The 24389-nt window shown below is 67.8% G+C and carries 32 protein-coding genes, 1 tRNA gene, 1 other RNA gene and 1 riboswitch; of the genes, 11 read left to right on the top strand and 23 right to left on the bottom strand.

The features are described from left to right. Nucleotides 1-242 precede the first annotated feature (242 nt). Both ACFWYM_RS28095 and ACFWYM_RS28090 read left to right on the top strand, forming a co-directional pair. Nucleotides 243-2246 carry a glycosyltransferase family 2 protein gene (locus ACFWYM_RS28095; protein WP_384843059.1) on the top strand — a complete coding sequence of 668 codons (2004 nt, stop codon included), beginning with the start codon at nucleotides 243-245 and terminating at the stop codon, nucleotides 2244-2246. Beyond that, nucleotides 2243-4180: a galactose oxidase-like domain-containing protein gene (locus ACFWYM_RS28090; protein WP_384843056.1), complete on the top strand. Its 1938-nt coding sequence runs from the start codon at nucleotides 2243-2245 to the stop codon at nucleotides 4178-4180. Before ACFWYM_RS28095 ends, ACFWYM_RS28090 begins: the two co-directional genes overlap by 4 nt. Nucleotides 4181-4258: 78 nt before the next feature. Here the strand turns inward: ACFWYM_RS28090 and ACFWYM_RS28085 are convergent, their stop codons facing one another. Next, nucleotides 4259-5296 (bottom strand): glycoside hydrolase family 6 protein, encoded by a 1038-nt coding sequence (locus ACFWYM_RS28085; RefSeq protein WP_384843053.1) that lies wholly within the window; start codon nucleotides 5294-5296, stop codon nucleotides 4259-4261. A gap of 174 nt (nucleotides 5297-5470) precedes the next feature. Here ACFWYM_RS28085 and ACFWYM_RS28080 point away from each other — a divergent pair, with 174 nt between their 5' ends. From ACFWYM_RS28080 to ACFWYM_RS28070, 3 genes are all read left to right on the top strand, one after another. Beyond that, nucleotides 5471-6241 carry an ANTAR domain-containing protein gene (locus ACFWYM_RS28080; protein WP_384843050.1) on the top strand — a complete coding sequence of 257 codons (771 nt, stop codon included), beginning with the start codon at nucleotides 5471-5473 and terminating at the stop codon, nucleotides 6239-6241. Nucleotides 6242-6599: 358 nt separating this feature from the next. Next, nucleotides 6600-6728: riboswitch (cobalamin riboswitch) on the top strand. Nucleotides 6729-6761: 33 nt separating this feature from the next. After that, on the top strand, nucleotides 6762-6980 hold the full coding sequence (locus tag ACFWYM_RS28075) for a CbtB-domain containing protein (protein WP_384843047.1): 219 nt from the start codon (nucleotides 6762-6764) through the stop codon (nucleotides 6978-6980). Between the two features lie 22 nt (nucleotides 6981-7002). Beyond that, on the top strand, nucleotides 7003-7803 hold the full coding sequence (locus ACFWYM_RS28070) for a CbtA family protein (RefSeq protein ID WP_384843044.1): 801 nt from the start codon (nucleotides 7003-7005) through the stop codon (nucleotides 7801-7803). A 91-nt stretch (nucleotides 7804-7894) separates the two neighbouring features. Here the strand turns inward: ACFWYM_RS28070 and cpt are convergent, their stop codons facing one another. From cpt to ACFWYM_RS28050, 4 genes are all read right to left on the bottom strand, one after another. Then, nucleotides 7895-8437 carry a chloramphenicol phosphotransferase CPT gene (gene cpt, locus ACFWYM_RS28065; protein WP_384843041.1) on the bottom strand — a complete coding sequence of 181 codons (543 nt, stop codon included), beginning with the start codon at nucleotides 8435-8437 and terminating at the stop codon, nucleotides 7895-7897. Nucleotides 8438-8471: 34 nt separating this feature from the next. Further along, nucleotides 8472-9095 carry a class F sortase gene (locus ACFWYM_RS28060; protein WP_384843101.1) on the bottom strand — a complete coding sequence of 208 codons (624 nt, stop codon included), beginning with the start codon at nucleotides 9093-9095 and terminating at the stop codon, nucleotides 8472-8474. 54 nt (nucleotides 9096-9149) lie between these two features. After that, nucleotides 9150-9629 carry a hypothetical protein gene (locus ACFWYM_RS28055; protein WP_384843038.1) on the bottom strand — a complete coding sequence of 160 codons (480 nt, stop codon included), beginning with the start codon at nucleotides 9627-9629 and terminating at the stop codon, nucleotides 9150-9152. A gap of 263 nt (nucleotides 9630-9892) precedes the next feature. Further along, nucleotides 9893-10279: an HAD hydrolase-like protein gene (locus tag ACFWYM_RS28050; protein WP_384843098.1), complete on the bottom strand. Its 387-nt coding sequence runs from the start codon at nucleotides 10277-10279 to the stop codon at nucleotides 9893-9895. A gap of 95 nt (nucleotides 10280-10374) precedes the next feature. On the opposite strand from ACFWYM_RS28050, the gene ACFWYM_RS28045 reads away from it, so the two are divergent. Next, a complete protein-coding gene (locus ACFWYM_RS28045; protein ID WP_384843035.1) occupies nucleotides 10375-11883 on the top strand; it encodes a recombinase family protein in 1509 nt (502 codons plus the stop codon). A gap of 142 nt (nucleotides 11884-12025) precedes the next feature. On the opposite strand, the gene ACFWYM_RS28040 is transcribed toward ACFWYM_RS28045, so the two are convergent. From ACFWYM_RS28040 to ACFWYM_RS27960, 17 genes are all read right to left on the bottom strand, one after another. After that, nucleotides 12026-12268: a hypothetical protein gene (locus ACFWYM_RS28040; protein WP_384843032.1), complete on the bottom strand. Its 243-nt coding sequence runs from the start codon at nucleotides 12266-12268 to the stop codon at nucleotides 12026-12028. Continuing rightward, nucleotides 12265-12522, bottom strand: a complete 258-nt coding sequence (locus tag ACFWYM_RS28035) for a hypothetical protein (RefSeq protein WP_384843030.1) — start codon at nucleotides 12520-12522, stop codon at nucleotides 12265-12267. Before ACFWYM_RS28035 ends, ACFWYM_RS28040 begins: the two co-directional genes overlap by 4 nt. Before the next feature lie 12 nt (nucleotides 12523-12534). Next, nucleotides 12535-12966, bottom strand: coding sequence for a hypothetical protein (locus tag ACFWYM_RS28030; RefSeq protein ID WP_384843027.1), 432 nt, complete (start codon nucleotides 12964-12966; stop codon nucleotides 12535-12537). Nucleotides 12967-12995: 29 nt separating this feature from the next. Beyond that, complete coding sequence (locus ACFWYM_RS28025; RefSeq protein ID WP_384843024.1) at nucleotides 12996-13559, bottom strand: hypothetical protein; 564 nt, start codon at nucleotides 13557-13559, stop codon at nucleotides 12996-12998. Nucleotides 13560-13594: 35 nt separating this feature from the next. Beyond that, complete coding sequence (locus ACFWYM_RS28020; protein ID WP_384843021.1) at nucleotides 13595-14224, bottom strand: hypothetical protein; 630 nt, start codon at nucleotides 14222-14224, stop codon at nucleotides 13595-13597. Between the two features lie 16 nt (nucleotides 14225-14240). Beyond that, the gene (locus ACFWYM_RS28015; protein WP_384843018.1) at nucleotides 14241-14567 is read right to left on the bottom strand and encodes a hypothetical protein; all 327 of its coding nucleotides are present in this window, start codon (nucleotides 14565-14567) and stop codon (nucleotides 14241-14243) included. Between the two features lie 14 nt (nucleotides 14568-14581). After that, nucleotides 14582-15145, bottom strand: coding sequence for a hypothetical protein (locus ACFWYM_RS28010; protein ID WP_384843015.1), 564 nt, complete (start codon nucleotides 15143-15145; stop codon nucleotides 14582-14584). A gap of 22 nt (nucleotides 15146-15167) precedes the next feature. After that, nucleotides 15168-15575, bottom strand: a complete 408-nt coding sequence (locus ACFWYM_RS28005; RefSeq protein ID WP_384843012.1) for a hypothetical protein — start codon at nucleotides 15573-15575, stop codon at nucleotides 15168-15170. Between the two features lie 82 nt (nucleotides 15576-15657). Further along, entirely contained in the window at nucleotides 15658-15945 is a 288-nt protein-coding gene (locus tag ACFWYM_RS28000) for a hypothetical protein (protein WP_384843009.1), read from the bottom strand. Between the two features lie 73 nt (nucleotides 15946-16018). Beyond that, complete coding sequence (locus tag ACFWYM_RS27995) at nucleotides 16019-16753, bottom strand: DUF2786 domain-containing protein (RefSeq protein ID WP_384843006.1); 735 nt, start codon at nucleotides 16751-16753, stop codon at nucleotides 16019-16021. A 113-nt stretch (nucleotides 16754-16866) separates the two neighbouring features. Then, a complete protein-coding gene (locus ACFWYM_RS27990; RefSeq protein WP_384843003.1) occupies nucleotides 16867-17406 on the bottom strand; it encodes an antirestriction protein ArdA in 540 nt (179 codons plus the stop codon). 76 nt (nucleotides 17407-17482) lie between these two features. Next, complete coding sequence (locus ACFWYM_RS27985) at nucleotides 17483-17806, bottom strand: hypothetical protein (protein WP_384843000.1); 324 nt, start codon at nucleotides 17804-17806, stop codon at nucleotides 17483-17485. 32 nt (nucleotides 17807-17838) lie between these two features. Further along, on the bottom strand, nucleotides 17839-18306 hold the full coding sequence (locus tag ACFWYM_RS27980) for a hypothetical protein (protein WP_384842996.1): 468 nt from the start codon (nucleotides 18304-18306) through the stop codon (nucleotides 17839-17841). A 36-nt stretch (nucleotides 18307-18342) separates the two neighbouring features. Beyond that, nucleotides 18343-18409: hammerhead ribozyme type II (locus ACFWYM_RS27975), an RNA gene on the bottom strand. 4 nt (nucleotides 18410-18413) lie between these two features. After that, a complete protein-coding gene (locus ACFWYM_RS27970; protein WP_384842994.1) occupies nucleotides 18414-18728 on the bottom strand; it encodes a GNAT family N-acetyltransferase in 315 nt (104 codons plus the stop codon). 49 nt (nucleotides 18729-18777) lie between these two features. Further along, complete coding sequence (locus ACFWYM_RS27965) at nucleotides 18778-19599, bottom strand: hypothetical protein (protein ID WP_384842991.1); 822 nt, start codon at nucleotides 19597-19599, stop codon at nucleotides 18778-18780. 86 nt (nucleotides 19600-19685) lie between these two features. Continuing rightward, nucleotides 19686-20084 (bottom strand): hypothetical protein, encoded by a 399-nt coding sequence (locus ACFWYM_RS27960; protein WP_384842988.1) that lies wholly within the window; start codon nucleotides 20082-20084, stop codon nucleotides 19686-19688. A 1618-nt stretch (nucleotides 20085-21702) separates the two neighbouring features. Between ACFWYM_RS27960 and ACFWYM_RS27955 the strand changes: the two genes are divergently transcribed. From ACFWYM_RS27955 to ACFWYM_RS27940, 4 genes are all read left to right on the top strand, one after another. Then, nucleotides 21703-22230 carry a DNA cytosine methyltransferase gene (locus ACFWYM_RS27955; RefSeq protein ID WP_384842985.1) on the top strand — a complete coding sequence of 176 codons (528 nt, stop codon included), beginning with the start codon at nucleotides 21703-21705 and terminating at the stop codon, nucleotides 22228-22230. Between the two features lie 88 nt (nucleotides 22231-22318). Next, on the top strand, nucleotides 22319-22642 hold the full coding sequence (locus ACFWYM_RS27950; RefSeq protein ID WP_384842982.1) for a hypothetical protein: 324 nt from the start codon (nucleotides 22319-22321) through the stop codon (nucleotides 22640-22642). Between the two features lie 321 nt (nucleotides 22643-22963). Beyond that, nucleotides 22964-23035 (top strand) — tRNA-Trp (locus ACFWYM_RS27945). 49 nt (nucleotides 23036-23084) lie between these two features. After that, a complete protein-coding gene (locus ACFWYM_RS27940; RefSeq protein WP_384842979.1) occupies nucleotides 23085-23279 on the top strand; it encodes a hypothetical protein in 195 nt (64 codons plus the stop codon). Between the two features lie 11 nt (nucleotides 23280-23290). Here the strand turns inward: ACFWYM_RS27940 and ACFWYM_RS27935 are convergent, their stop codons facing one another. Then, nucleotides 23291-23890 (bottom strand): hypothetical protein, encoded by a 600-nt coding sequence (locus ACFWYM_RS27935; RefSeq protein ID WP_384842976.1) that lies wholly within the window; start codon nucleotides 23888-23890, stop codon nucleotides 23291-23293. A gap of 45 nt (nucleotides 23891-23935) precedes the next feature. On the opposite strand from ACFWYM_RS27935, the gene ACFWYM_RS27930 reads away from it, so the two are divergent. After that, on the top strand, nucleotides 23936-24364 hold the full coding sequence (locus ACFWYM_RS27930) for a hypothetical protein (RefSeq protein WP_384842973.1): 429 nt from the start codon (nucleotides 23936-23938) through the stop codon (nucleotides 24362-24364). Nucleotides 24365-24389: the final 25 nt, after the last annotated feature.

The raw sequence follows: 24389 nt of genomic DNA, 5'->3' as shown, positions 1-24389 counted from the left end.
TGAGGCTTGCGGTGCAGGGCAGTTGGGGGTCACAGCCGGTTGCGCGGAGGCAGTCGCGGGGAGGGCACGGGGGGTGCCGTTCATGAACGGATGCCGAGGGGGGCATCATGCAACCGGAAGGTCGTCTTTTCCTGTCTAAGGGGACGGTGGCCTGCCACTGACGCGTTCACGGTGATCTGGGGGATCATCGCGGGCGGAAGGACCAACGACCGCGCGGGGGACCGCGCGCGGGGGGATGACTCATGACGTCGACGCCGACCGGCGGCCGGCCAAGCGACCCGTCGGAGACGACGCAGCTGCGGGTGCCGCCGCACAGGACCGGCGGCTTCAGAAGAATCAAGAAGTCGCTGCCGAGATACGACTACGAGCACTACAGTCGGCTCGCGGGGCCCCTCACACAGCCCGATCCGACGAAGCCCTACACGGTGCAGTACCGCTCCCTGCTCTCGCAGGAGCCGCACCGCATCCGGGCCGCGCTGATGCTCGGGGCGGCGCCGCTGCTCTCCCTCGTCCTGCTCGCCTGGCTGCTGCAGCCCGAGCACTGGACCGAGCGGGACTACGTGGCCAACGACTGGCTGCCGGTCCTCGACGTCGTCATGCTCGTCTCGATCGGCCTGATCGAGTTCTTCCGCTGCATGAACGTGCTGTCGAACGCGCACGCCACCCTGGTGGCCCGCGACCCGATACCGGTGGTGCCCGAGACCGGCACCCGCGTCGCCTTCCTCACCTCCTTCGTGCCCGGCAAGGAGCCGCTGGAGATGGTGACGAAGACACTGGAGGCCGCGGTCAAGATCCGCCACCGCGGGCTCATGCACGTCTGGCTCCTGGACGAGGGCGACGACCCCGCGGTCAAGGAGGTCTGCCGGCGGCTCGGCGTGCACCACTTCTCCCGCAAGGGCGTCGCGAAGTGGAACCAGGCCAAGGGCCCGCACCGCGCCAAGACCAAGCACGGCAACTACAACGCCTGGCTGGACGCGCACGGCGACGACTACGACTACTTCGCGTCCGTGGACACCGACCACGTCCCGATGCCCAACTACCTGGAGCGGATGCTCGGCTTCTTCCGCGACCCGAACGTGGGCTTCGTGATCGGCCCCCAGGTCTACGGCAACTACGACAACTTCATCACCAAGGCCGCCGAGTCCCAGCAGTTCCTCTTCCACGCGCTGATCCAGCGCGCGGGCAACCGCTATGGCGCGCCGATGTTCGTCGGCACCTCGAATGCCGTACGGATCAAGGCCCTCAAGCAGATCGGCGGCCTGTACGACTCGATCACCGAGGACATGGCGACGGGCTTCGAGATCCACCGCGCCACCAACCCGGTCACCGGCAAGAAGTGGAAGTCCATCTACACGCCGGACGTGCTTGCGGTCGGCGAGGGCCCCAACGCCTGGACGGACTTCTTCACCCAGCAGCTCCGCTGGTCGCGCGGGACGTACGAAACGATCCTCAAGCAGTTCTGGAAGGCACCGTTCTCGCTGCCCCCGGGCCGTCTCTTCAACTACACGATGATGGTCATCTTCTACCCGATGTCCGCCATGAACTGGATCCTGGCGGCGCTGAGTTGTGCCCTGTTCCTGGGCATGGGCGCCTCGGGTGTGGACATCGACCCGACCATCTGGCTGATGCTGTACGGCAATGCATCGGCGCTCCAGATCGGCCTCTACATCTGGAACCGCCGCCACAACGTCTCGCCGCACGAGCCCGAGGGCTCCGGCGGCGTGGCGGGCATGGTGATGTCGGCCCTGTCGGCGCCGATCTACGCGCGCTCCCTGATGGACGCCGCGCTGCGCCGCAAGAGCAAGTTCGTGGTGACGCCCAAGGGCGACTCGGCGAGCCCGGACACGCTGTTCGGGACCTTCCGCATCCACCTGTTCTTCATCCTGGTCTTCGGCGCCTCCATGGCCGCGTCCTTCATATACGGGCACTCCCACCCGGCCATGATCACGTGGGCCACCTTCGCCCTGCTGATCACGGCCGCGCCGATCTTCGCCTGGCGCTGGGGCATGCGGCAGGACAAGAAGAAGCCCAAGAAGCCGCCGGAGAGCGGGAGTTCGGACCCCGGTCAGACCGGGCAGTCCGGACCGTACGAGCCGCCGCTCTCGGTGCCGTACCAGCGCGAGGCCGCCACACAGCGACTGCCGCAGGCACAGCCGCCACAGGCGCCCCACACACCACAGCAGAAGCCCAGTTGGGCAGCCCCTGACCAGACCATGCAGATTCCTCTCGGGAGCCCTAAGCAATGAAAGACCCCTCCAGCCGCCGCCGCGCCCGTCGCATCGCGATAGGCGCGGCGGTGGTCCTAGCGCTGGCCGGAATGAACGGCCCCTGGCTCTGGCGCGTGGGCTCCGAGAAGTACCACAACTACAAGATCAACAAGCCGGAGTACAAGGCCGACAACGGCCACTGGGACGTCGTCGACTTCCCCGAGGAGTACCGCCAGAACACCATCCACGCGGCGCTCCTGCACACCGGCAAGGTCCTCCTGGTCGCCGGGTCCGGCAACAACCAGAAGAACTTCGACAACAAGAAGTTCGACACCCGCCTCTGGGACCCGGTGAAGGGCACGATCAAGAAGATCGACACCCCGAAGGACCTCTTCTGCACCGGCCACACCCAGCTCGGCAACGGCAACCTCCTGATCGCGGGCGGCACCCAGCGCTACGAGAAGCTGAAGGGCGACGTCACCAAGGCCGGCGGCCTGATGATCGTCCACAACGAGGACCCCGGAAAGCCGATGACGCTGCCCGCGGGCACCAAGTTCACCGGCAAGGAGAACGGCAAGACGTTCGTCTCCAAGGACCCCGTCCAGATCGAGCGCGCCAAGCGGGTCTTCGACCCGGACACCGGCAAGTTCATCCGCAACGAGGCGGGCCTCGGCCGGGTCTACGTGGAGGCGCAGCAGAGCGGCGCCAAGCACGAGACGGGCACGCAGGACAACTACCGCGTGCAGGGCCTCAAGGGCTCCGACACCCGTAACGTCTACGGCATCGCGCAGAAGCTCGCCCTCGACAAGAAGGACTTCCAAGGCATCAAGGACTCCTTCGAGTTCGACCCGGTGGCGGAGAAGTACATCAAGGTCGACCCGATGAACGAGGCGCGCTGGTACCCCACGCTGACCACGCTCACCGACGGCAAGGTGCTCAGCCTCTCCGGCCTCGACGAGATCGGCCAGCTGGTGCCGGGCAAGAACGAGGTGTACGACCCGAAGACGAAGAAGTGGACGTACACGAAGGGCATCCGCCAGTTCCCGACGTACCCGGCGATCTTCCAGATGGCCAGCGGGAAGCTCTTCTACTCGGGCTCGAACGCGGGCTACGGCCCGGACAACGTGGGCCGCAAGCCCGGCATCTGGGACCTCAGGACGAATAAGTTCCAGAAGATCCCCGGCATGAGCGACCCGGACCTCCTGGAGACGTCCGGCACCGTCGAACTGCCGCCCGCGCAGGACCAGAAGTACATGGTGGTCGGCGGCGGCGGCGTCGGCGAGTCCAAGGAGTCCAGCACGAAGAACCGGATCGTGGACCTGAAGGACCCGAACCCGAAGTTCACGGACGGCCCCGAGCTGGAGAAGGGCACGCGCTACCCGCAGATCTCCACGCTGCCCGACGACACGGTCCTGATCTCCGGCGGCTCCGAGGACTACCGCGGCCGCAGCGACTCCAACATCCACCAGGCGCGCATCTACAACCCGAGGACGAACGAGCTGAACCGGGTCGCCGACCCGGAGGTGGGCCGCAACTACCACTCGGGCTCGATCCTGCTGCCCGACGGCCGCGTGATGTTCTTCGGCTCGGACTCGCTCTACGCCGACAAGGCCAACACCAAGCCGGGCGAGTTCGAGCAGCGCATCGAGATCTACACGCCGCCGTACCTGTACCACGGCGCGCGGCCCTCGCTCAGCGGCGGCCCGAAGACGATCGCGCGCGGCGGCTCCGGGACGTTCACCTCGAAGCACGCCACGTCCCTCAAGACGGCCCGGCTGATCCGGCCCAGCGCCTCGACGCACGTCACGGACATCGACCAGACGTCGATCGCCCTGGACATGAAGAAGTCCGGCGACAAGGTCACGGTGACGGTCCCGAAGAACCGCAGCCTGGTCGAGTCGGGCTGGTACATGCTGTTCGTGACGGACGACCAGGGCACACCGAGCAAGGCTCAGTGGGTCAAGATCCCCTGATTCCAGGGGAGTTCACCCGCATACGCCGATGGGGCGCCCTCCACTCAGGAGGGCGCCCCATCGGCGTACGGAAGGGAGCTACTTCGCGGACTTGGCGAGCCCGAGCGCGTACTCCGGCCACCACTCCCCCGCCTTCGGTCCCCCCTTGCACGTCCCGTCCGACTCACCGGGCCGCTTGACCCAGAGGTAGGCGTCGACGAGCGGGTCGGCCGTCTTGGTCGTGGGCGCCTCGCCGAGCGCGCGGCCCGGCGGGTTGCACCAGGGGTCCTTGGCCTTGGCGTCGTACGGGCCGTTGCCGTTCCGGCTGGTGTCGATGACGAAGTGCTTGCCGCCGACCTTGCCGGACAGAGTCTTGCCGAAGGCGATGCTGGCCTGCGTGGTCTGGAAGTTGGAGACGTTCACCGAGAAGCCGTCGGCCTGCTCGACGCCCGACCACTTCAGGGGCTCCCAGATCGAGTCGGGTTCCTTGCCCCAGCCCGCGTTGCCCGCGTCCAGGTACACCTTCGTGTTCTTCAGGGACTTGAGCTTGCCGATGGCGCCCTTGAGGAGGTCGTAGCGCTCCTCGTGGAGGTTGTCCGGGGTGCACTTGTCGACCATGTGCAGGACCGCGTCCGGCTCCAGGATGACCGTGGCGGGCCGGTCGCCGATGCCCTTGGCGACGCCGTCGATCCAGGCACGGTAGGCGTTGCCGTCCGCGGCGCCGCCCTTGGAGAACTGGCCGCAGTCGCGGTGCGGGATGTTGTAGAGGACCAGGAGCGCGTCCCGGTCGGCCTTCTCGGCGGCCTCGGTGTAGCCGCGCGCCTCCTGCTCCGGGTTCTCCGGGCCGATCCACTCGCCGACCGGCTGCTCGGCGATCTTCCGGATCAGTCCGGCGTCGTCGTCCTTGCCGTCCTTTTCGTACGCGGTGACCTGCTTCGCCGCGTTCCCGTCGGGATTGACCCAGTACGGGTCGCTGCCCTTCGGCTGCTGTTTCACGGGGCCGCTGGACGAGTCATTGTCCTTGCCGTCGTCCGAGGAACACCCGGACAGCAGCAGCGCCGCGGCTCCCGCGAGCGCCACCCCCGCCTTCACCCCCCTCGTGCGTCCACTCCCGCGACCTGTGCCTTTGCGGTACATCCACTCCCCCTTGGGTGCACTGTCCGTTTCCCAATCCTGACATACGGCTTCCCCCCTCACGAGGGCCCACCTGCCCTGGGCAGAGAGCTGTAGGCGAGCTGTTACAGCGGCCGTTAACGCGCGCCCCCGCGGGGTAGACGAAGGCAGCGGGGCAGCCAGGGAGGGGAGGCGGATGTGGACCGCACCACGGAACTCCGGCTGGCGGAAGTCGTGGTGGAGAGCGCGGACACGCTGCGGGACGACTTCCAGGCCGAGCACTATCTGCGCGGCATGGCCGACCACTGTGTGGAGCTGTTCGGCGCGCGCACCGCCGGGGTGATGTTCACCCACCGCACGAGTGAGGGCCGCACCATCGCGCTCGCCCCCAGCAACCACCAACAGGAGCTCGCGACCGCCCTCTTGAGGTCCCAGCAGAACGACGGGCCGTGCGTGGAGAGCTACAGCACCGGCACGACGGTGGCGCCCGTGCGGCTCACCGAGACGGTGACGGCGATCCGCTGGCCCGAGTTCACCGCACAGGCCCTGGAGCACGGCGTCACGATGACGTACGCGGTGCCGATGCGCCGCGGCCAGTCCGTGTTCGGTGTGCTCAATGCCTTCCTCTCCCGACAGGCCACGCCCAACGGGGAGGTGCGGTGCGCCGAGATCCTGGCGAACGCGGCCGCCCTCGGGCTGCACAACCACGAGGCGTACGCCGGCTACCGCACGCTCAGCAGACAGCTGGAGACGGCGCTGACCAGTCGCATTCGCGTCGAACAGGCCAAGGGCATACTCGCCGAGCGCTGGCGCACCGGAATGGAGCCCGCCTTCGCCGCCCTGCGCGGCTACGCACGCAGGGAACGCCTGGCCATCGACCGGGTCGCGGGCGAGCTGATCGACGGGAAGCTCGACGATGCGACGCTGCGCCCCGGCAGGTCCGAACCTGATGAACCGGGGCCCCTCTGAGCTGTGGCGATCACGCACCGCGATCTCGCCACGACTTGGCGTCAAACGCCCTCTAGGCCAGGAGGCATATTCGCTCTACAGTCGGTTCTGACGGCCCAAGCCCCCGGCCGGATCAGGCTGAACCTGCCCACCCCGCAAGCGGGTCGGCACCACAGCTCCCGCGCCGGCGCCGGGTTACTCCCGCGACTCGTGCGCGCGCGGTGGAGGACCAGCCCGGTCGACGGTTCCGGGGGGAGCGGTCCGTCGACCGGGCGACGGTCCACCGTCGCGAGCGGGCTTGCGCAGGTCGCAGGGGGCGCAGGGGCGCGGGCGTGGTTGACAGTGTCCATGCCGGACTGGGACTCTCCGGGACGACAAGTCCATACATCGAGGCGACGGTTGACAGGAACCCGGTGCGATTCCGGGGCGGTCCCGCCACTGTGACCCCGTGCGTGCTCCCCAGACGTGCGCGGAAGTCAGGAACTGAGCCGTCGTCCTCCTGCCATGGGGCGTGGAAACCCCAGAAGGAGGCCCACCCGGTATGTCTCTGCACACTGCACCGACCACCGACACCACGGCGGCCCAGGCCGCCGCGACCCAGACGCGCGACTGGCTCATCGCGTCCGGCGCGGCGATCCTCGCGCTGATCGCGCTGTACGCGGTGTTCATCGACAACGGCTCGCTGATCTCGGCGACCGGCAGCTACCTGCACGAGTTCGCGCACGACGGCAGGCACCTCTTCGGTGCCCCCTGCCACTAGACGGGCGGGCGATCTCAGCACCATGTCCTCCCCAACACCTGTACTCCCCCTGCTCGGGCGCGGGTTGGCGGCGGGAGGGGCGGCGGGCCTCGCGGCCGGTCTCTTCTCCCTCCTCCTCGCCGAGCCCCTGATGGACCGCGCGATCCGCGCCGAGGAGAAGCGCACGGCCGCCGAGGAGCACGCGCACGGCGCCGGCCAGTCCATGCAGCACCACGAGGAGCTGTTCACCCGCTCGACTCAGCACCTGGGACTGGTAGTTGCCTCCGTGGTCGCCGGTCTCGCGATCGGCGTGCTGTTCGCGGTGGCGTACGCCCTGGTGCACCGGCGCGCTCCGCAGACGTCCCCCTGGCCGCGCGCCCTGACCTTCGCGGCGGCCGCGTTCGTCGCGGTCTCGCTCCTGCCGGGCCTGCGCTACCCGGCGAACCCGCCGGGCGTCGGCGACTCCGGCACGGTCGGCGACCGGCAGGCGATGTGGCTGGCGTCGGTCGCGATCGGCGTGCTCGGCATGTTCCTGGCGTGGCAGGTGTATGTGCGCCTGGCCGCCAAGTCCCTTCCGGTGCGCCAGATCGCGGTGGCCCTCACGACGGTCGCCGTGCTCGCGCTGCTCTTCACGCTGCCCGACAACCCGGACCCGGTCCCGGTGGACGCGGTCCTGCTGTGGAACTTCCGGATGCTGTCGCTCGCCTCGCATGTGCTGCTGTGGGCGGTGTTCGCGGCGGTCTTCGGCGGCCTCGGCCTGCGCGCGGCCGCGAAGTCGGCTTCGGCGGAGGGCAGTTACGCCCGCAAGTCCCCGAACACGGTCTCCGTGGAGCCCACGGCCTGACGTCCCGGTCGAGGGCGGCCCCGCGGCGGGACCGGGGCCGCCGTCACCACCGCCGTCATCGCCGCCGTCACCGGCAACGGCACCATCACCGTCACCCACGCTCCGTGAGGCACGCCGCGACGGCCCGCGCGCACTCCAGCGACTCCCGGCCCGCGGTGTCGACCTCCATGTCGTAGCGCACCCCCTGGTGCACCGACTCGGCCTGCCCCGCGGCCATTCCGCCGGCCCGGTCGCCCCGCGCCAGCTCCCGCCCCGCCGCCACCTCGGGGTCGCAGCGCACGCCCACCCACAGCACGGGCACGTCCACGAGCGCCTTCTCCCAGCGGGCCTGCGAGGCGGCGCCGCCGAGGAAGACCTCGTCGACGACGACGTTCGCCCCGGCCCGCGCCATCGCGGCGACCCCCTCGATCCATGCGGCCTCCAGGGCCCGGAACCCCTCCCCCACGCTCACTTCGCCGTCCGCCGCGATCCCGATGCCCGCGTCCGACGACGTCATCGACGCGGGCAGGGCGTCGACGAACGTGTCGCAGCCGAGGGTCAGCCAGGGCTCCGGAAGCACGGCCTGCAGACACCGCGCGATGCCCGACTTCCCCGCGCTGGAACCACCGTTGAGTACGATCACCCGTCCCGTCACGGGACACACCGTAGGCGCCGGGACACCGCGCCCGTCACCGAATAACGCCCGTCAGGTACGCGGACACCACCACGTTCGCCGTGTACCGGCCCTGCGCGTGGTCGAAGGTCCCGCCGCAGGTGATCAGGCGCAGCTCCGCGCGGCCGTCCTCGTGCGGGCCGTACGCCGCCTTCGCGTCGAAGCCCTCGCGCCGGTGCACCCGTACGTCGTCGACGGTGAACTCGGCGACCGTGCCGTCGTCCCGGGCCACCCTGATCCGCTCGCCGGGCTTGAGCGCGCTGAGGTGGTAGAAGACGGCGGGCCGCGTCTCGGTGTCGACGTGGCCCACGAACAGGGCGGCGCCCGCCGCGCCGGGCCGGGTGCCGCCGCCGTACCAGCCGACCGAGTCCGCCTGCGCGAACGGCGGCGGGTCGATCGCGCCCTCCGCGTCGAGCCCGCGCGCCGTCACCGCGGCGCGCACGTCGAGCGCGGGGATGTCAACGCGCTGCGGGCGCGCGGGGTCCAACGCCCGATGCGCGGGCGGGAGTTCGACGCCGAAGGGCCGCCCGACCGCCGCCACGTCGCCCGCGGCGGGTTCGGAGAGGCCGCCCCGGAGGTCGACGGCGTCGCTCCCCCACAGGCAGAGTCCCACGATGAGCACGGCCCAGGCGGCGCCCATGAGCAGCCGCCCGGAGCCCGGTCTGTCGCTGGTCACCGCGCGCTCACTCCGCTCTCACTCGGAGCGGCGCCGACGGACGCTGCGGAACGCCACGGCCACCGCCGCGACGCCGGCGAGCACCAGGCCGATGACCGCGTGCCGGGTGCCGGGTCCCGCCTCGCGCGCCTCGGCCGAGGCGGCCGGTCCCGCGAGGCGGGACTGAGCGAGCTGTGACTCGGCGAGGTGGGCGGTGCCGCCGCCACCGGCGCGGACCGGCGAGACCGGGGCGGGGTTGTTGCGGATGACCTGCACGGTGCCCGCGCCCTGGTGGGGGTGGCCGTCGCAGGTGATGGTGACGGAGTAGCTCCCCGAGACCCCGTACTTGATCTTCGTCGTGCCGTTCAGGGAGTACTTGTCCCCGTCCCGCCCGGTCAGCTCGGCGTCGTACTCGAACGCCCCGGAGCTGGCCGACCCCGTGGTCCCGTCACACCCGTCGGCCCGCACCTCGACCTGGGCCCCCGGGCTGGCGCTCGACGGCGTGACGGTGGCCTTCACGGCCCCATGATCATGGGCCTGAGCAGGCAGAACAGGCAGAGCGACGGTGAGGGCGACGGCAGCCCCCACCCCACTCAAAGCAAGCGAACATATACGCATGGTGAACCTCCTGCTACCGAGATTCACGTGGAGTGACGGGCCCCGCATCCGGGGGGAGGCCGTACGAGGGGCGCCGCACAGGGGCGCGGGGAACTGCGCGAGGAACCCCCACCGGCGGTCAGCCGGCCAGCGACGGACAGCCCCGAGCCGGTGGCCGCAGGCCGTCAGACCAGGTCGACCAGATCGGCGATCGAATCGACCACCTGCGACGGGGTGAACGGGTACTTCTCGATGTCCGGCCGGTCGGTGAGCCCAGTGAGCACCAGAAACGTCCGCATCCCCGCCTCCAGTCCGGCAAGGACATCCGTGTCCATGCGGTCCCCGATCATCGCGCTCGTCTCCGAGTGCGCCCCGATCGCGTTGAGCCCCGTCCGCATCATCAGCGGATTCGGCTTCCCCGCGAAGTACGGCTGCTTGCCGGTCGCCTTGGTGATCAGCGCGGCCACCGCCCCCGTCGCGGGCAGCGGCCCCTCCGTGGAGGGCCCCGTCTCGTCCGGGTTGGTGCAGATGAAGCGGGCGCCGCCGTTGATGAGACGGACCGCCTTGGTCATGGCCTCGAAGGAGTACGTGCGGGTCTCGCCTAACGCCAATCGAACATAGTTCGGAACTAGCCTGCCTCTGACCAGGGGAAAGGCACAAGCAAGACATGGCGATACTAGTGGGGGGATACGCCCGCATCAGCGACGTCGGCGAGCTGGGGGACGGCCGCGACGGCGAGGAAGGCGTCACCCGTCAGAAGGAAGACGTACATGACCTCGTGAGGGTCCGCTCCCTCACCTTGCACCGCATGTACGTCGACAACGACCTCTCGGCCTACAAGCGCCGAGTCGTCCGACCCGACTTCCAGGAACTCGTCGATGACCTGGAGACGGGAACCATCTCCGGCCTCGCGGCCTACAACATCGACCGCGTGACGCGGCAGCCGCGCGAGCTGGAAAAGCTGATCGACATCTACGAGGACGCTCGCCGTCCGATGGTGTTCGCCACGACCGCCGGGGACTACGACCTGTCGACTCCGGACGGCCGCTTCAATGCGCGGCTGTACGTGATGATCGCGAACAAGTTCTCGGCGGACGCGGCCCGCCGTGTCGCTCGGCAGAAGAAGGCCGACGCAATGCAGGGCAAGCTCCACAAGGGCGTGGCCCCGTTCGGCTGGAACGACGACGGAACGGTCAACCCGATTGAGGCCGCGCTGATCACCAAGGCCCACCAGGACATCTTGAAGGGGAAGCTCCTTGGTGAGGTGCACGGCGAGTGGGTGGCCCTCAAAGTGCGCAGCCGTCAGACGCCGCAGGGCCGGAACATCAGCTACACGTCCGTGGGCTACATCGTCACGAATCCGCGGTTGTGCGGGTATCGGGTCTATGTGCCGCAGGCGGAGCGCGAGAAGCGCGGGAAGCTCGACCTGAGCGAGTTCCTCTTGGAGCGATCGGACGGCTCGCCGGTCATCGGCGAGTGGGAGCCGATCTGCACCCCCGAGCAGTGGCGTGCGGTGGTGGACGTGCTCAAGGCGCGGAAGCTGAGCGGGCGCGGGCGCAAGAAGGGCTCAACGGTCACGAAGCGCCTGCTGACCCGGCTGGCTCGGTGCGGCGAGTGCGGCGGCGGCTTGCAGTCGATGATGTATACGCGCGGCACGACGAGCTACGAGCGGCACGGGTACTTCTACGCGTGCTTGAAGGCTGCCGGCGGATGCGGTGGAGTCTCGCGCTCGGGGCCGCCGGTCGAGGCGCTGGTCGAGGCGGTGTTCCTGGAGCGGATGCGGCGCATCGCCGGGGACAAGCGAGCCGGTCAACCTGAGATCAATCCGGCTCTGGTGGCGGCGCAGGCGCGGCTCGATCAGGTGGTGGCGGAGATCAAGGAGGCGCGTCAGCTCCGGGAGGCGGGCGAGTTCCCGCTGAAGGAGTTCGTGCGCGAGATCAAGCGGCTCGACGAGCTGAAGGACTCGTTGGAGGTCGAGGTGTCGTCGATGAACGCGGCCGGTGCCGAGACGGGCACGACGGCCGCTGAGCGGATCGTCCGCGAGTGGGAGTCGTACACGGTCCCGATGAAGCGGGCGGCCTTTGATCGGTTCGTCGAGGCCGTGGTGATTCAGAAGCAGGCACGGGGCGGAAACCATGCGTTCCGCCCGGACCTGATCGACGTGGTGTGGAAGTAGGAGGGGTCAGTCGTCGGGTGTGAGTCCGAAGCGGGCGCACACCCAGGCGACGTCTTCAGGGGTCGGGGCCGGAGCTTTGGCGAGCATGGCCTCGACCCATTCTTCTGTGGTCACGATTCCCCTCCTGGTACTAGGTTGACATTCAGGCCGCGTTTTGCGAGGCGTGCTCTTCGTAGGTTCGGCGGGACTGCTTGGTGAGGTGCCACATGCCGAAGTCGCACTGATAGACGCGGTGTTCGCGGTTCATGGGGTGGCGGCTGTCCCATCGCTGGGCCTGGCGGTCGCGCTTGGCCTGGGCTCGCCCGAGGGCCTTCTCGGCCGAGCGGCGGTCAGGGAAGGCCCTCTTGTCGGAGCAGTCGCAGGTGTGGAACTCGACGGTCTTCACGGCTTGTTGCCCCTTTCGATCAGGCCGCGCAGGCGGGCCATTCGCATGTAGGTCATGACGGTCCCCCGGATAAGGCCAAGGCGCTCGGCGAGGTGCCGGGCGGGGTTGATCACTCCTTCTATCTCTGCCTTCAGGTAGTGGGTGGCGAGGCGCACAAGAAAGGCGTCGGGCACTGGGGAGGTCTGGGGGCCGCGAAGTGCGTGGAGTTCGGCGATGTCGGCGTCGGTCAGGGTGGGCTCGGTGAGGCCGTACATGTGGGTGCCTTTCTAGGTGCTGCGGAACTTGCCGCAGGGGCAGGTGGGTATCTGGCAGGCGCCTCGGGCGGCGCTGGCTGCGGAGTGAGTGAAGGGGGCGTGGCCGCAGTCGGGGTGGAAGCAGTAGCCCTTCCAGCCCTTCTTGCCGTCCACGTTGGCGAGCATGACGCCGGGGCTGTAGAGCTTGACGATCTTGCCGGTGCCCCCGAAGGCCATCTTCGAGGCGAAGGTCTTGATCTCGGCCTCGCTGCCGAAGGGGCCAAAGTTGAGGCCGCGGTGCCCGCCCTTCCAGGTGTGGACGAGGGCGAACAGGTCACGCATTTGCAGGAGTTCGGCGGCCGTCTTGTAGATCGCCTTGGCCATTTGGTCGGCGCTCTCGAAGGTGGGGTCCTCCAAGAGCGCCTTGAGGGCTTCGACCTCTTCCTTGCGGGGAGTGATTCGCATGGAGCTAACTTAACACAATGGCACTAGGTTCACACGGTGAGCGGGATGAGCTGCATCACGCGGTCGTGGAGCTGCTGCACTGAGCCGTCGTTGAGGATCACGTCGTCGAGCGTCCAGCCCTTGAGGGCGTTCTCGCTGATGTGGTGGGACTCCGGGCTCCGGGTCTGGCCTGGCCTGACGATCCATACGACGATGCCGCCGCGATCCCAGATTGCCCGGACCTCGTTGGGGAACCGCACATCGGTGATCACTGTCGGCCCCCAGGTCTCGGAGTCTCGAAACAGGGCGTCGACCCACACGTTCTCGCCGAGGACTCCCCTGCCGCCTTCGGTGCCGAGGCGCTGGAGGTAGTTGCGCGCCTCGGGGTAGTTGTCCTTCACGTGGTCCCAGCCGTAATAGTCGACCTCGTGGCGCACGTTGGTGAAGCCGTCCTTGTAGTTGGGCTCGCTGAGGACGGGGTTCATCGCGTACAGCATGTCGCGAACCTTGTCGGCGAACGCCCGGCGCTTCCAGCCGAGTTCGAGGAGAGCCTGCGCGGCGCTGTCTTTGCCAACTCGAGCGGCGCCGGCAAATCCGATGAGTGGAGCGGTCATGAGAGGGGGCCTTTCCGATACTTCGCGGGTTGTGGTCACTGGACGGGCGCGACAGCTTGGGCGGCCTCGTCGATCGTGGTCTCGAAGGACCAGTCGCTCCCCATGAGGGTCCTGCGTTCCTGGAGGCTGTCGCGCCGTGTCTGAAGAGCGCGGATCTGCTGGTCGATCTCGCGGTAGTCGCGCTCGATCGCGTTCAGCCGGTCGTGCCTGCGGCTGCGGAGGTACTCGGCGGCCTTCTCATGGACGAAGGCGAGGTCTTCGCGGTGCAGGATGACGAGGGCCTGGACGACCTCTCGCGTCCGGTCGCGGGTGCCGTTCGGGGCGGGGTAGTCCCCGACGCCGGTCTCGTTGCGGCGGACGGTGAAGCGGTAGTCCTTCTCGCCGGGGTGGATCACGGTGTACGACGCCAGGCGCGAGCCGAGCACTTCGAGTGACCCGCTCACTCCACCAGGGTTCCAGGTGCTTCGGCCGTAGGCGACGAGCAGGCCGGAGGGGAGGAACTCCCAACTGTCTTCCCCCAGTTCGCTGAACGTGGGGGCGATCTGGACGACCCCGCGGATTCGCGGACCGCTCAGCTCGTACGGGGTGACCCACGGCCGGTCGTCGGCAGGGTCTCGCCGCTCCACGCGGACGGTTCCGAAGGACAGCTTGAACTCGGTCTTCATTGGTTACCTCTCTAGGTCAGTTGCCGTAGCAGGCGGAGACGGGGATGCCCTCACTCTTGGCGTGACGGATGCAGTTCTCGGCGCACTCGACGAAGAAGGCGACGGCCTTCTCCGCCGCGTCGGCCAAGGTGCCGGCGAACTCGTAGCGGGCGTTCTGCATGGCGAGCAGCTCGTCGCCGAACATCAGGAACAGGCGCTCGCCTCGCCAGTAGATGCGGCCCCCGCCCTGCCAGTTGTTCGAGTTCAGCTCGTGCAGTACGGCGTCGCCTGTGGCGCCCCGCTCGATGCGGACGCGGATGGTGGCGCCATCCGAGAGGCTCACGCGGTCGGTGTACGGCTTCATGGCACTTCCGTTCCTCAGGTGTTGTTGGCGGCGCGCTTGGCGAAGAATTCGAGCTTCTTGCGGGCGTCAGCTCGGGCGTATGCGCCGCCGTAGTGGCCTGTCTCGGTGTAGATCTGCTTCCACTCGGTCGTCGCGTCGCCGGGTGCGGCTGCCTGCTCGATCGAGAAGCCCCACACGTCCTTGGCGAGCCAGGACTCGTAGTCCTCCTTCTCGGCTTCGACATACGCCTCGGACAGGAGGCCGAAGTCGAGGTCGATCAGCTCCTCGTGGGTCATGTACCAAAGGGAGCGTGGGCCGCTGTCGGGTGTGGACTCCAGGACGATGCCGCCGTGCATGATCTCGACGTAGCGGGTGAATATCTCGACGCCCTTCCACCGGTTCCAGCAGATGCGATGCCAGGCGTCAGCGAGCGGGCCGCCGTCGCGGTCGACCGGCCGGTGCTGGCCAAGGTGGGTGTCGATCGTGATGACATGTACGTGGGTGTCGGGGTCCTCGCGAGGGTTCGGCATATTGGGGTCGGGGAAGAGCCGGACGCGGAAGCGGCCGTCGTCGGTCGTGGCGATGATTCGCTCGGACATGTGATCTCCCTTGAGATGTAGATCAGTTCTTGAGTGCGGAGTGGGCGTCGGTGTCCCACGTGGGCACGGCGAGGCCGAGTTCGACGTAGCGGGCAGCGCGGGCCTTCGCGCGGGTCGGGCCTGTGAACTGGCAGCCCTTGTGCCGGCGGGGCGGGGCCGGATTCTTGCCCGTGCGCTCCCGCATGTGGCTGTAGAAAACCTCGATGTCGACGCCGCAGAGCAAGCAGTGCAGGGCCCAGCGGTGTTCGCTGCCGGGGTAGCCCTCGTGGGCTCCGGCGCATCGGGTGCGAGTGCAGCCCTCGGGCTCGTCCACCGGCTCGGTGCGGGGGATGTAGCCGAGTTCGAGCATGCGCTGCCAGGCCGCGGTGAGTGACGCTCTGTTCCGCTTGTTGTCGGGCAGGAACGAGGACAGGAACGGTGCGCGGGTCATGTGTAGCCTTTCGCTGTGGCCCCCTCCCTCTCCCTGTGGGAGGGGGCACGTCTGCTTCAGTTCGCGGTGGGGTGATCCAACGTCAGTCGCTGGCCGGGGACTTGAGGGCGTCGAGGATCTCGTCGGTCGCCGCGTACTCGGCGTCGCTGACGTAGCGCCATTCCTCGTCGGGGAGCATCTCGACGGGAAGGGAAAGTGCCAGGCTGGACGCGGTGTCGGAGAGGTTGCAGAGCGTGTACCACTCCTGCGAGGCGGGGTCGTAGTCGTTGCGCCACTCGTCGACGTCTCGCGTGATCGTGAGTACCTCGGCGACGAGTTCCTTGATTCGGTCGAAGTGGATCGACTCGGCGTTCGTGATGGACGGCATCATGTCCGGCTCTCTCTGTGTCGGGGCCTCCCCCGCTCTCCCTGTGTGCAGGGGAGGCCAGTTGGGGAATTGCGCGTCAGGCAGTGATGGCGTTACGGCGGCCGGTCAGGCGTGTCGCTCCGATGTCAGCCGAGCGACCGGCAGCCTGCCCCTGGTCGAAGGCGTTGCTCGACCTGAAGCGTGGCTTGTAGTCGGATACGTCGGGATTGGCGTCGTCGGCAGCCTTCTTCGCGAGGGCGGCGCGGTCTGCGAGCACGAGGGCGACCGACGATCCGTGCTCGGCTTCGGCTTCCTTCTTCGCCCGTCCCTCGGCCGCCTTCAGCCGCTCAGAAACGGTGAAGGCGAACCCTCGCAGCCACGCTTTGCGGTGGGCGGTCAGCGTGGTGGACTCCCACCACTCCGGGCGTGTGCCACGTAGCCCGTTGGATGCCTGGAGCGAGAGCGAGGTGTAGAGCATCTCGACCCGCTCAAGGTCGGACTCGAAGCCGTACATCTCCAGGTAGTACGAGAAGCGCTTCTCTCCCGGAAGCCGGGTGCGCGACAGGAGCGGCTCGACGCTCAGGGCCTTCGCGATGTACGCGGCCATGAGGCGCCGCTCTTCAACGTACGATCCCTCGATCTTGATCAGGCGGAAGCTGATCTTGTCGGCGTCCGGGGTGTTGAGGGTGAGCATGGCGCGCTCGATGCCGTACTTGGCCATCAGGTCGGCGGCCTTCGCGAAGTACGCCTGTGCCTCTTCCTCGGAGGCAGCCGGGTCCTCGGCCTTCGCGAGGAGCGCCCGGATCTTGGCGAGCTTGCCGTCTTCAGGCATGGGGGTACCCATGTTGGAACCTCTCTGGGGTGTGATGCGGGCTGGCATCGTCAGGGGGTAGGAGCCACCTACCGCCGACGCCCCTATGCAGGGACGTTTCGCCTTGGCATCGATCAGGCCGCGTAGAAGACGTGGATGCCGCCGAGGGTCTCCTCGGAGGTGAAGCCGCCGGTGAACAGCTCTTGCGCGGCGCGCTCCCAGTCGATGTCGTAGAACGGCCACTGGTTCAGGCGGGCCCTCTCCTCCTCGGAGGAGGTCTCCTCGAACCACTCGCGGGCGAAGTCGGCCTCGCTGTCGTGAAATCCGCGGTAGTCCTCGCGGAACTGCTCGACCCATCCGTCGGGTTCGTCGCGCTCGGCGTAGAGCTGGAACCAGGCGGCGAAGGCGCTCGACTCGTCGTCGGTCAGCTCGGCCAGGGCCTCAGCGACCTCGGCGGCGTGGTCCGGCGAGCACTCGCCGTCGAGGGCGCCGCTGAACCCGTCGTGGTCCATCACCCACAGCTCTTCGTGGGAGGTGGTGCGGCCGTGAAGGTCGGCCGGGGTGACCAGTCCGGCCATGTCGCCGTCGTACCAGTCGCCGACCAGGTCGCCGCCGTTGTAGCAGGCGAGGCAGCCGATCCAGACGCGGGGCTGCACTTGGGTGGAGGCATACATGTGGGCTCTCTCAGGGGAAGTTGGGGCCGCCCCTGCCCGCTCCCTGTGTGGGAAGGGGCGGCCGGGGTCAGGCGAATCAGGCGGGGATCTTGACCGTGGTGGGCTGCATGACGCCCGCGTACTGGGCGATCAGGAGGGCCTTGTACGTGTCGCTGATGCCAGTGCCCTGGACTGCGACGAAGGAGGGCAGGAAGCGGGCGGCGCGCTCGATCAGTCCGGCCATGTCCTCGGCGTCGATCAGCTTCGAGCAGTCGCCGCAGGCGCTCCATGCGCCGTCGTCGTCGAAGAAGTGGACGTCGCCCTCGTCGTTGCCGAGCCCGACGAGGGGACGGTCAGGGGCGAGTACGTACGTACAGATGACTCCGAGGTTGGAGCAGAAGTCACACGCTTTGAAGATCATGGAGTCCTCGATTCCGTCAGGTAGGGCGGGCGTCAGGCGTTCAGCGCGGCCTCGTATGCCTCGTCCGCGTAGCGGGTGAGGATGGAGCGGGCGACCTCGGGGGCGGTGTAGGCGTCGGCCAGGTGGGCGAGGGTGGCGCCGTAGCGGCCCATGAAGCCGATGGCCTCCCAGATGGGCAGGCGGGCGGCTATTGCCATGTCGGCCCTGATGCGGGCCTTCTCGCCCTCGTACGTCGCGCCGACGACTTCCTGGGACTGGGCATCGTAGAAGTCGCCCTTCTCGATGCGCCGGGCGATCTCGTACTGGTACGCCTCGATCGCGTATGCCTGGGGGTCGGAGTAGCCCTCGTCGATCGTGTAGGTGTGGTTCCAACCCGCGATCTCGGAGCCGTCCTTGGCGCGACGCACGACGGTCACCGTCGTGCCTTCCAGCTTGATCGTGGTGTGGTATCCGGGCTCTCGGACGTTGTTGATGCGCACGGATTGCTGTACTGCGGACATGGGTGATCGCAATCTGTCGGAAGGGGGTTGGACTGACGCTGGCTGGCATCGTCAGAGGGCAGGAACCGCCTGCCGCTGACGCCCCCGAAGGGGCGTTTCGCCTTTGGTCAGTTGGGGCGCCGGATCATGGCGTGGCTGGTCGCGTAGTCCTTGCCTCGGCCTCGGTTGCTGATGAAGCCGAAGCGGCGGTAAAAGGTCCGCAGGCGGGGGACGCTGCCTCCGAAGTCGGCGGCCGGGGTGAGGGCCATCGGGACGCCGTGCTCGTCGGCTGCGGCGGCGAGGGCCTGCATGATCGCGGTGCCGGTTCCCTGGTTACGGCGGACTCGTGTCACGACGAGGTGGTCCAGGGCGAGGTAGCCCGTGGTGCGGTCGAAGGAGATATGGATCTGTGCGGGGTGGGCGTCGAGGGATCGGCGGAGCACCTCGACCCACCCAGGCTCTTGGCCGGCAGGCATGGCTCTCCCCTGCCGGTCAGGCGAAGGAGAGTTGACCCGCGAGCGGGGCGTTCAGGTGCTCGTTCGCCAGCGCGGTGAAGTACGCGTCACGCGCCTCGCGGTAGATGTCCTCGACCTTCTGCCAGCTCACGCCCGCATCGGGTTCATGGCCGTACAGCTCGTTGATCTCCTCGTAGCAGCTCTCGGCGATCTCGGCGGACTGCTGCTCGGAGTCGTCGTCGTACTCGCGCTGGGCCTGCTCTACGGCCTCGTTCACGTTGGACTGCCAGCGCTCCCACTCGCGCTCGGAGTAGTCCGAGTCGTCGAGGATCGGATAGTTCTCCAGCGCGGAGAGGATCGAGCACGCCTCGCGCCAGGCCGCAGTGAACTTCGGCCGGTACTTGATCGGCGGGAGTGCGGGCAGGCCGTAGTGCTGGACGTCCCAGTCCCAGTCGCTCTTGCACCCGTCGCAGAGAAAGCGCCGTCTGCCGTACTTCTTGTGGCTCACGGCCCAGAACGCCACGCTGTCGCACTTGCGGCAGAGCATCACGTCGTCGGCGTAGACCTGCACGAAAGCCTGGGAGCACTGGCCCCAGCCCCAGTGACGTATGCCTGCGTCGATCACGTGCTCGTCGGAGATCTCCGTGTCGTTGCGGCCGTCGTCAGCGGCGGCGCGGAGAAGGCCGAGCGCCGTCTCGTAGTTCGACTCTGCGATCAAGTCGTCGGAGTAGTCGGCCTTGCCGATCACCGGGGCATGGGTTCGGTAGTACCGGTCGTCGCCGCCGAAGTTCGTGGGGCGCTCCAGGAGTTGCCCGGCGTACTCACTCATCGTGTCGTAGTCGCACTCGTAGCTGATCATGTGTCCTCGCGTTTCAGGGCGGGGTGCCCCTCCCCGTCTCCCTGTGTCGAGAAGGGGCACCGTGGAACTACCTTGACAAGTGGGGGTCAGAAATCGAGCAGCACGACGTTCTCGCGCTCAGCGAGCCGAGACTCAAGCTCCGCGATCCGCTGACGGGCCTTGTCGTAGGCGAAGGACACGTCCTCCAGGCGTCGGCCCAGGTTGTACGCGATGGTCGCGTAGTCGATCCGCTGAACATGGCGCTTGGCCAGATCAACGGGACGGACCGGCTTCGGCGCCTCGATGTCCGCGATCGTCGCGGGGGCGATGAAGACGAAACCGCCGCAGTAGGTGCACCGCTTGTAGGCGTCCCGAGCGTCGACATCCCGCTCGTAGAAGCTGAAGTCGATGCACTCGTAACAGCGGAAGTCGCCCTCGCTCTTCATGAGGCCGACCCGCTTTCCGTGCAGGCGGTCAGTCTCGGTGAAGACGTACTTGCTGGCCATGTGACCTGACCTCTCGGAGTGGAACTAACTTAACAGTAGCTCCGGTGAATCGCCAGGCCGGTTGGCCTGGCGGCATAGCTCACCCATGCCGGCGGCACAGGGAGCTGGCGACCCCTCCTGCTTTCGAGGCACGGACCCGGCCGAAGCCGTTCCGGGAGGGGCCTTGCTGATGGGGGTGGGCGTCGGTCTATCTGGGCACTCGGCAGCGGGATTACTCCGACCACCGGGACTCACCGTTCGCATCACCCGCCGGTCGGCCATTTCTGGCCGTCCGGCCCGTACGGTCCGGGTTTCCCCGGCCGTTCGGATGAACGGTGAGCCCTGGTCAACATGGTTCACCGCGCGGCTTGCCTAGCGCCGTCCCCGCCGGGCATCCGGCAGGCACTCCCCACCACGCCTACCCCCATAGGGGGTGGTTCGCGGCTTCACCAGGACCGCGCAGAGCGAGTATCGGACGAAGGTCCGGCGCTTAGCACGTTGGCTGTACCCCAGGGGTTCGATGTCGTCTCGGCCACGCTTGCCCTCGACGGTGGGATGCCCCACCTCTTGCGTACGTGACGTCAAGCCCGTCTGTGCCCTGCATACCTGAGAGGGATTGTCCTACTCAGGCGACATGCCGTGTTCGTGAGGCGGGCCTTACGGCCTACCGTTATGGTCCTACCTTAACACAATCCCGGTTCGGTCAGCGCCGCGATCTCTTTTCGCGACCCCAGGACCAAGGCCCGAGGTGAGCGGTTTGACCTTGCGGCCCGTTCGCTCGGTGTTGGTACTACCTTAACACACTCTCCGGTCAGTTCCGCAACTCCCTTGCGAGTGCTGCGGTTCCATCCTCTTGCGTGCCCCGCCTCGCTCGCCTCGTTGCCGTGGCGTTCGCTGCGGTGTGGTCACACCTTAACACGCTGCCCGGCGGGAAGCGCAAGCCCCAAATTCGAGCCCTGGTTCCTCAGCCTCTGCGCGCGCGTACATGCATGCGCTCGCCCAGCGGATCTCGACACAAGCGGACATACGTGGGCGAGCGCTCAGTAAGTCGGGTGGACCGGCCGGGGTGGGGATATGACCCCTTCGCGATCTGGCGCCGAGCCGCCGCGTCTTAGCAGCTCGGATTCCGCCACGGTTCCAAGGTCGACGAGGGCCTCTCGCCTGCCGCGTCAAGATCCCACATACGCGCAGGTCAGCGGCGGCGAGAGCATTCTGCAGCGGCTCCGCCGGCACTGCACAAGAATGCAGGCCACGACGCGGTCACCTCACGCCGCCTTCTCAGTGCTCGCCTGCCTGAAGTACGTCTTCGCGTCTTCATGAAGGGGCGGCCTCACGGCCGCCACAGCCGTCTGCCGTCTTCGCCCTGTCCGCCCTTCGGGCGGCACTGCCCTTCGCCGCTGCGCCTTTCGCCGTCGCCCTTCGGTCGCCGTCGCCCTTCGGTCGCCGTCGAGTGTGGCGCGAGTCACGCCCTTCGGTCTTTCCGAAAGTAAGATCAACTAGCGACTTCTAAGTGTAAGTACGTAAGTCGCAAGGCTTGAGCCCCTGTCGGGGCTCGCTTCGTGAAGACGCCTTTCGTGATTTGCAGGCTGGGCCCCGAAGGGGCCACCCGAGAGAAGACAAGTACGTCTTTACGTACTTCGTGCGCGAGGGGGTCTGCCTGAAGATCCTCGAACTCTGCGCAGGCTACGGCGGCTTGGGGATGGCTGTTGCTCCCCTGATCGGCGGGCGCGTCGTCTACGTGGCGGAGAGCGCCCCCGGCCCAAGCGCCGTCCTTGCCGAGAGATACCCGGATGCCCCGAACCTCGGCGACATCCGCGACATCGACTGGGCTCAACTCGTCGGCCGGGTCGACGTGATCACCGCAGGTTTTCCCTGCCAGGACATTTCGATTGCGGGGAACCGGATTGGCATACGAGGCACTCGCTCTGGAATTTGGACCCACGTCGTTGACGCGGTTCGCGTCATTCGACCGCGACTCCTCTTCCTGGAGAACGTCTCGAACCTCCGGACGCGCGGCCTCGAAGTCGTCCTCGGTGACCTGGCCGCGATCGGGTACCGCGCGCAATGGGTCTGCGTACGAGCTACCGCAGCTCACGCCCCTCACCTCCGTGACCGGTGGTTCTGTGTCGCGGCCCCTGAAGACGCCGACCTCAAATCTGGGGTCTAACGGCGGGGCACGCCCGCCTGCTGAACGTCGAGCTGGTGGCCACGGGCCAACCCTGGATGACGAAGCCTGTTATTCGCTCCCGTACTCGGTGACGATCCTCGAAGGCCGTGAGCCCGAGGCCGCGGTGACCGGTCCGCGTTCTCCCGCGCACTGGTGGGGCGAGTACCTTCCGGCCATCCGGCAGTGGGAGGACGTGACCGGCCGCGCCGCACCTCCGCCCACCGAAGCGGGACGCAAGGGCGGTCCGCGCGTGACCGTCGAGTGGGTCGAGTGGCTTATGGGCCTCCCCCTCGGACACGTCACCGCAGTGCCGGGCCTGACGCGCGGACAGCAGCTCCAGATCCTCGGCAACGGGGTGGTGCCCCAGCAGGCCACGACCGCGTTCGCCGCGCTCCTCGACCTGGAGGTCTGATGCCGAACTGGTCAGGATCAGACCGGCGCGAGAGGTTGCCGGCGGACTGGCCGCGCATCCGGCTGCGGATTCTGCGCCGCGACGGACATCGCTGCACTCACCGTGATCAGTACGGGGAGCGCTGCGAGGAGCTGGCCACGGACGTGGACCACATCGTGCCTGGTGATGACCATCGAGAGACCAACCTGAGAGCGCTCTGCGGGTTTCATCACCGGGCCAAGTCGTCGCGCGAAGGCGCGCTCGCGCTTGCCGTCCAGCGGCGACGCATTGATCGCAGGTTCCGCAGGACCGAGGCACACCCCGGGCTCCTGTGAACTGCGAGGGCTGATAGCTCAGTTGGAAGAGCGCCGGTCTCCAAAGCCGGTGGCGGGGGTTCGAGTCCCTCTCGGCCTGCATGGATATCTGGTCGTGGCTCTGGGCCGGTTGGCTCGGAGCCTTCGCTGTGATCGAAGGAGTAGCCCTTGCCCGAGACGACCGAGGCGACACCCTGTCCGAGCACGTCTGGAAGTGGTTCGGCATCGGCCGCCACGACGAGCCCCGCCCGGCCGTCACCGGCTCCGTGCGACTGCGTCGCTTCGTGCTCCTCGCCTTCTGCGCCTGGCTGTCGACGCACTTCCTGACCGGCGGCGCGTTCTGATACTCCCGGAGTCAGATGCTGTTGAAATACGTCCGCGTGCCCTGAACGAACTCGCTGCGCGCGGTCTTGAACTGACTCGTAACCCACGCAAAGGGGCGCTGCTCGTCTTCCGTTACCCAGACGGGCTCGTCCTCATCAAACGTGGGGGACTTGCCCGGTAGCTGGAGCAAGTCCCCCATGTCAGCGAGCCGGGACGCCGAGGGTATGAGCCGATCAGGGCCTTCTAGTTCCAGGCGGGCTACCGCCTTGAGGAGCCGCTCGTACACCTCGAAGGCGTGCTCCCATGCCTCGTCTTGGCGCCGCTCCGCTTCCTCTCGACGCTCTGCGGCCCTCGCCCTGACTGATTCGTCTTCGTCGGCTTGGTCCTCGTAGATCATGCCCAGCCACGACGCGGCGCCTCCACTGATGTCACAGGCCCGCTTCAGCTCGTCGGCAGCGGCCAACACTTCGACGCACGCCGCATGCTGGCTCGTCCTCCGCGCGTGCTCAAGTTGCGCGCGTCCTGCGGCCACTGCTGACAGGCGAGCAGCGCGAGCTTGCACATAGACCGCCGGGACGCCTACGACAGCGACGGCGGCGGAGACGACGGAAGTGATCACCTCTATGGACACACGGTGATCGTAACCACGGCCACTGACGACCGAGCGAGGTGACCTGTGCCCGGCCCCGTACCCAACCGTGAAGCCGACCTGGCCCGCCCCCGCGAGCGCAAGGGCGGCGAGGTCCAGTCCGTGACTCGCGGCCTGGCCCGCCCGGCGAAAGTACCGAACGCCGACCGGAGTTGGCATCCGATCGCAAAGCGTCTGTGGGACTCCCTGAAGGAGTCCGGCCAGGCCGACTTCTATCAGCAGTCCGACTGGGCTCTGGCCTACTCGCTGTGCGAAGACCTCTCCTACTACAAGAAGTCGGGGAAGCGGTCGGGACAGATGCTCCAGACGATCTACTCCGCCTTTGAGCGGCTCCTCGTCGCCGAGGGGGACCGGCGCCGCGTGCGCATCGAACTGCACGAGCCTGAGCCCGAGGTGCAGTCTGCGGCTGTCCTCGCCATCGCTGACTACAAGCAGGACTTGGGGCTCGCCGAGTAGGTGAGCCGCCCTCCGGGCGGCCCGA

This window comes from Streptomyces sp. NPDC059009 (assembly GCF_042740175.1).
In the GTDB taxonomy this organism is placed as follows: Bacteria; Actinomycetota; Actinomycetes; order Streptomycetales; family Streptomycetaceae; genus Streptomyces.
Note: the sequence above shows the minus strand (reverse complement) of the source record. Positions and strands in the feature narration are given on the sequence as shown.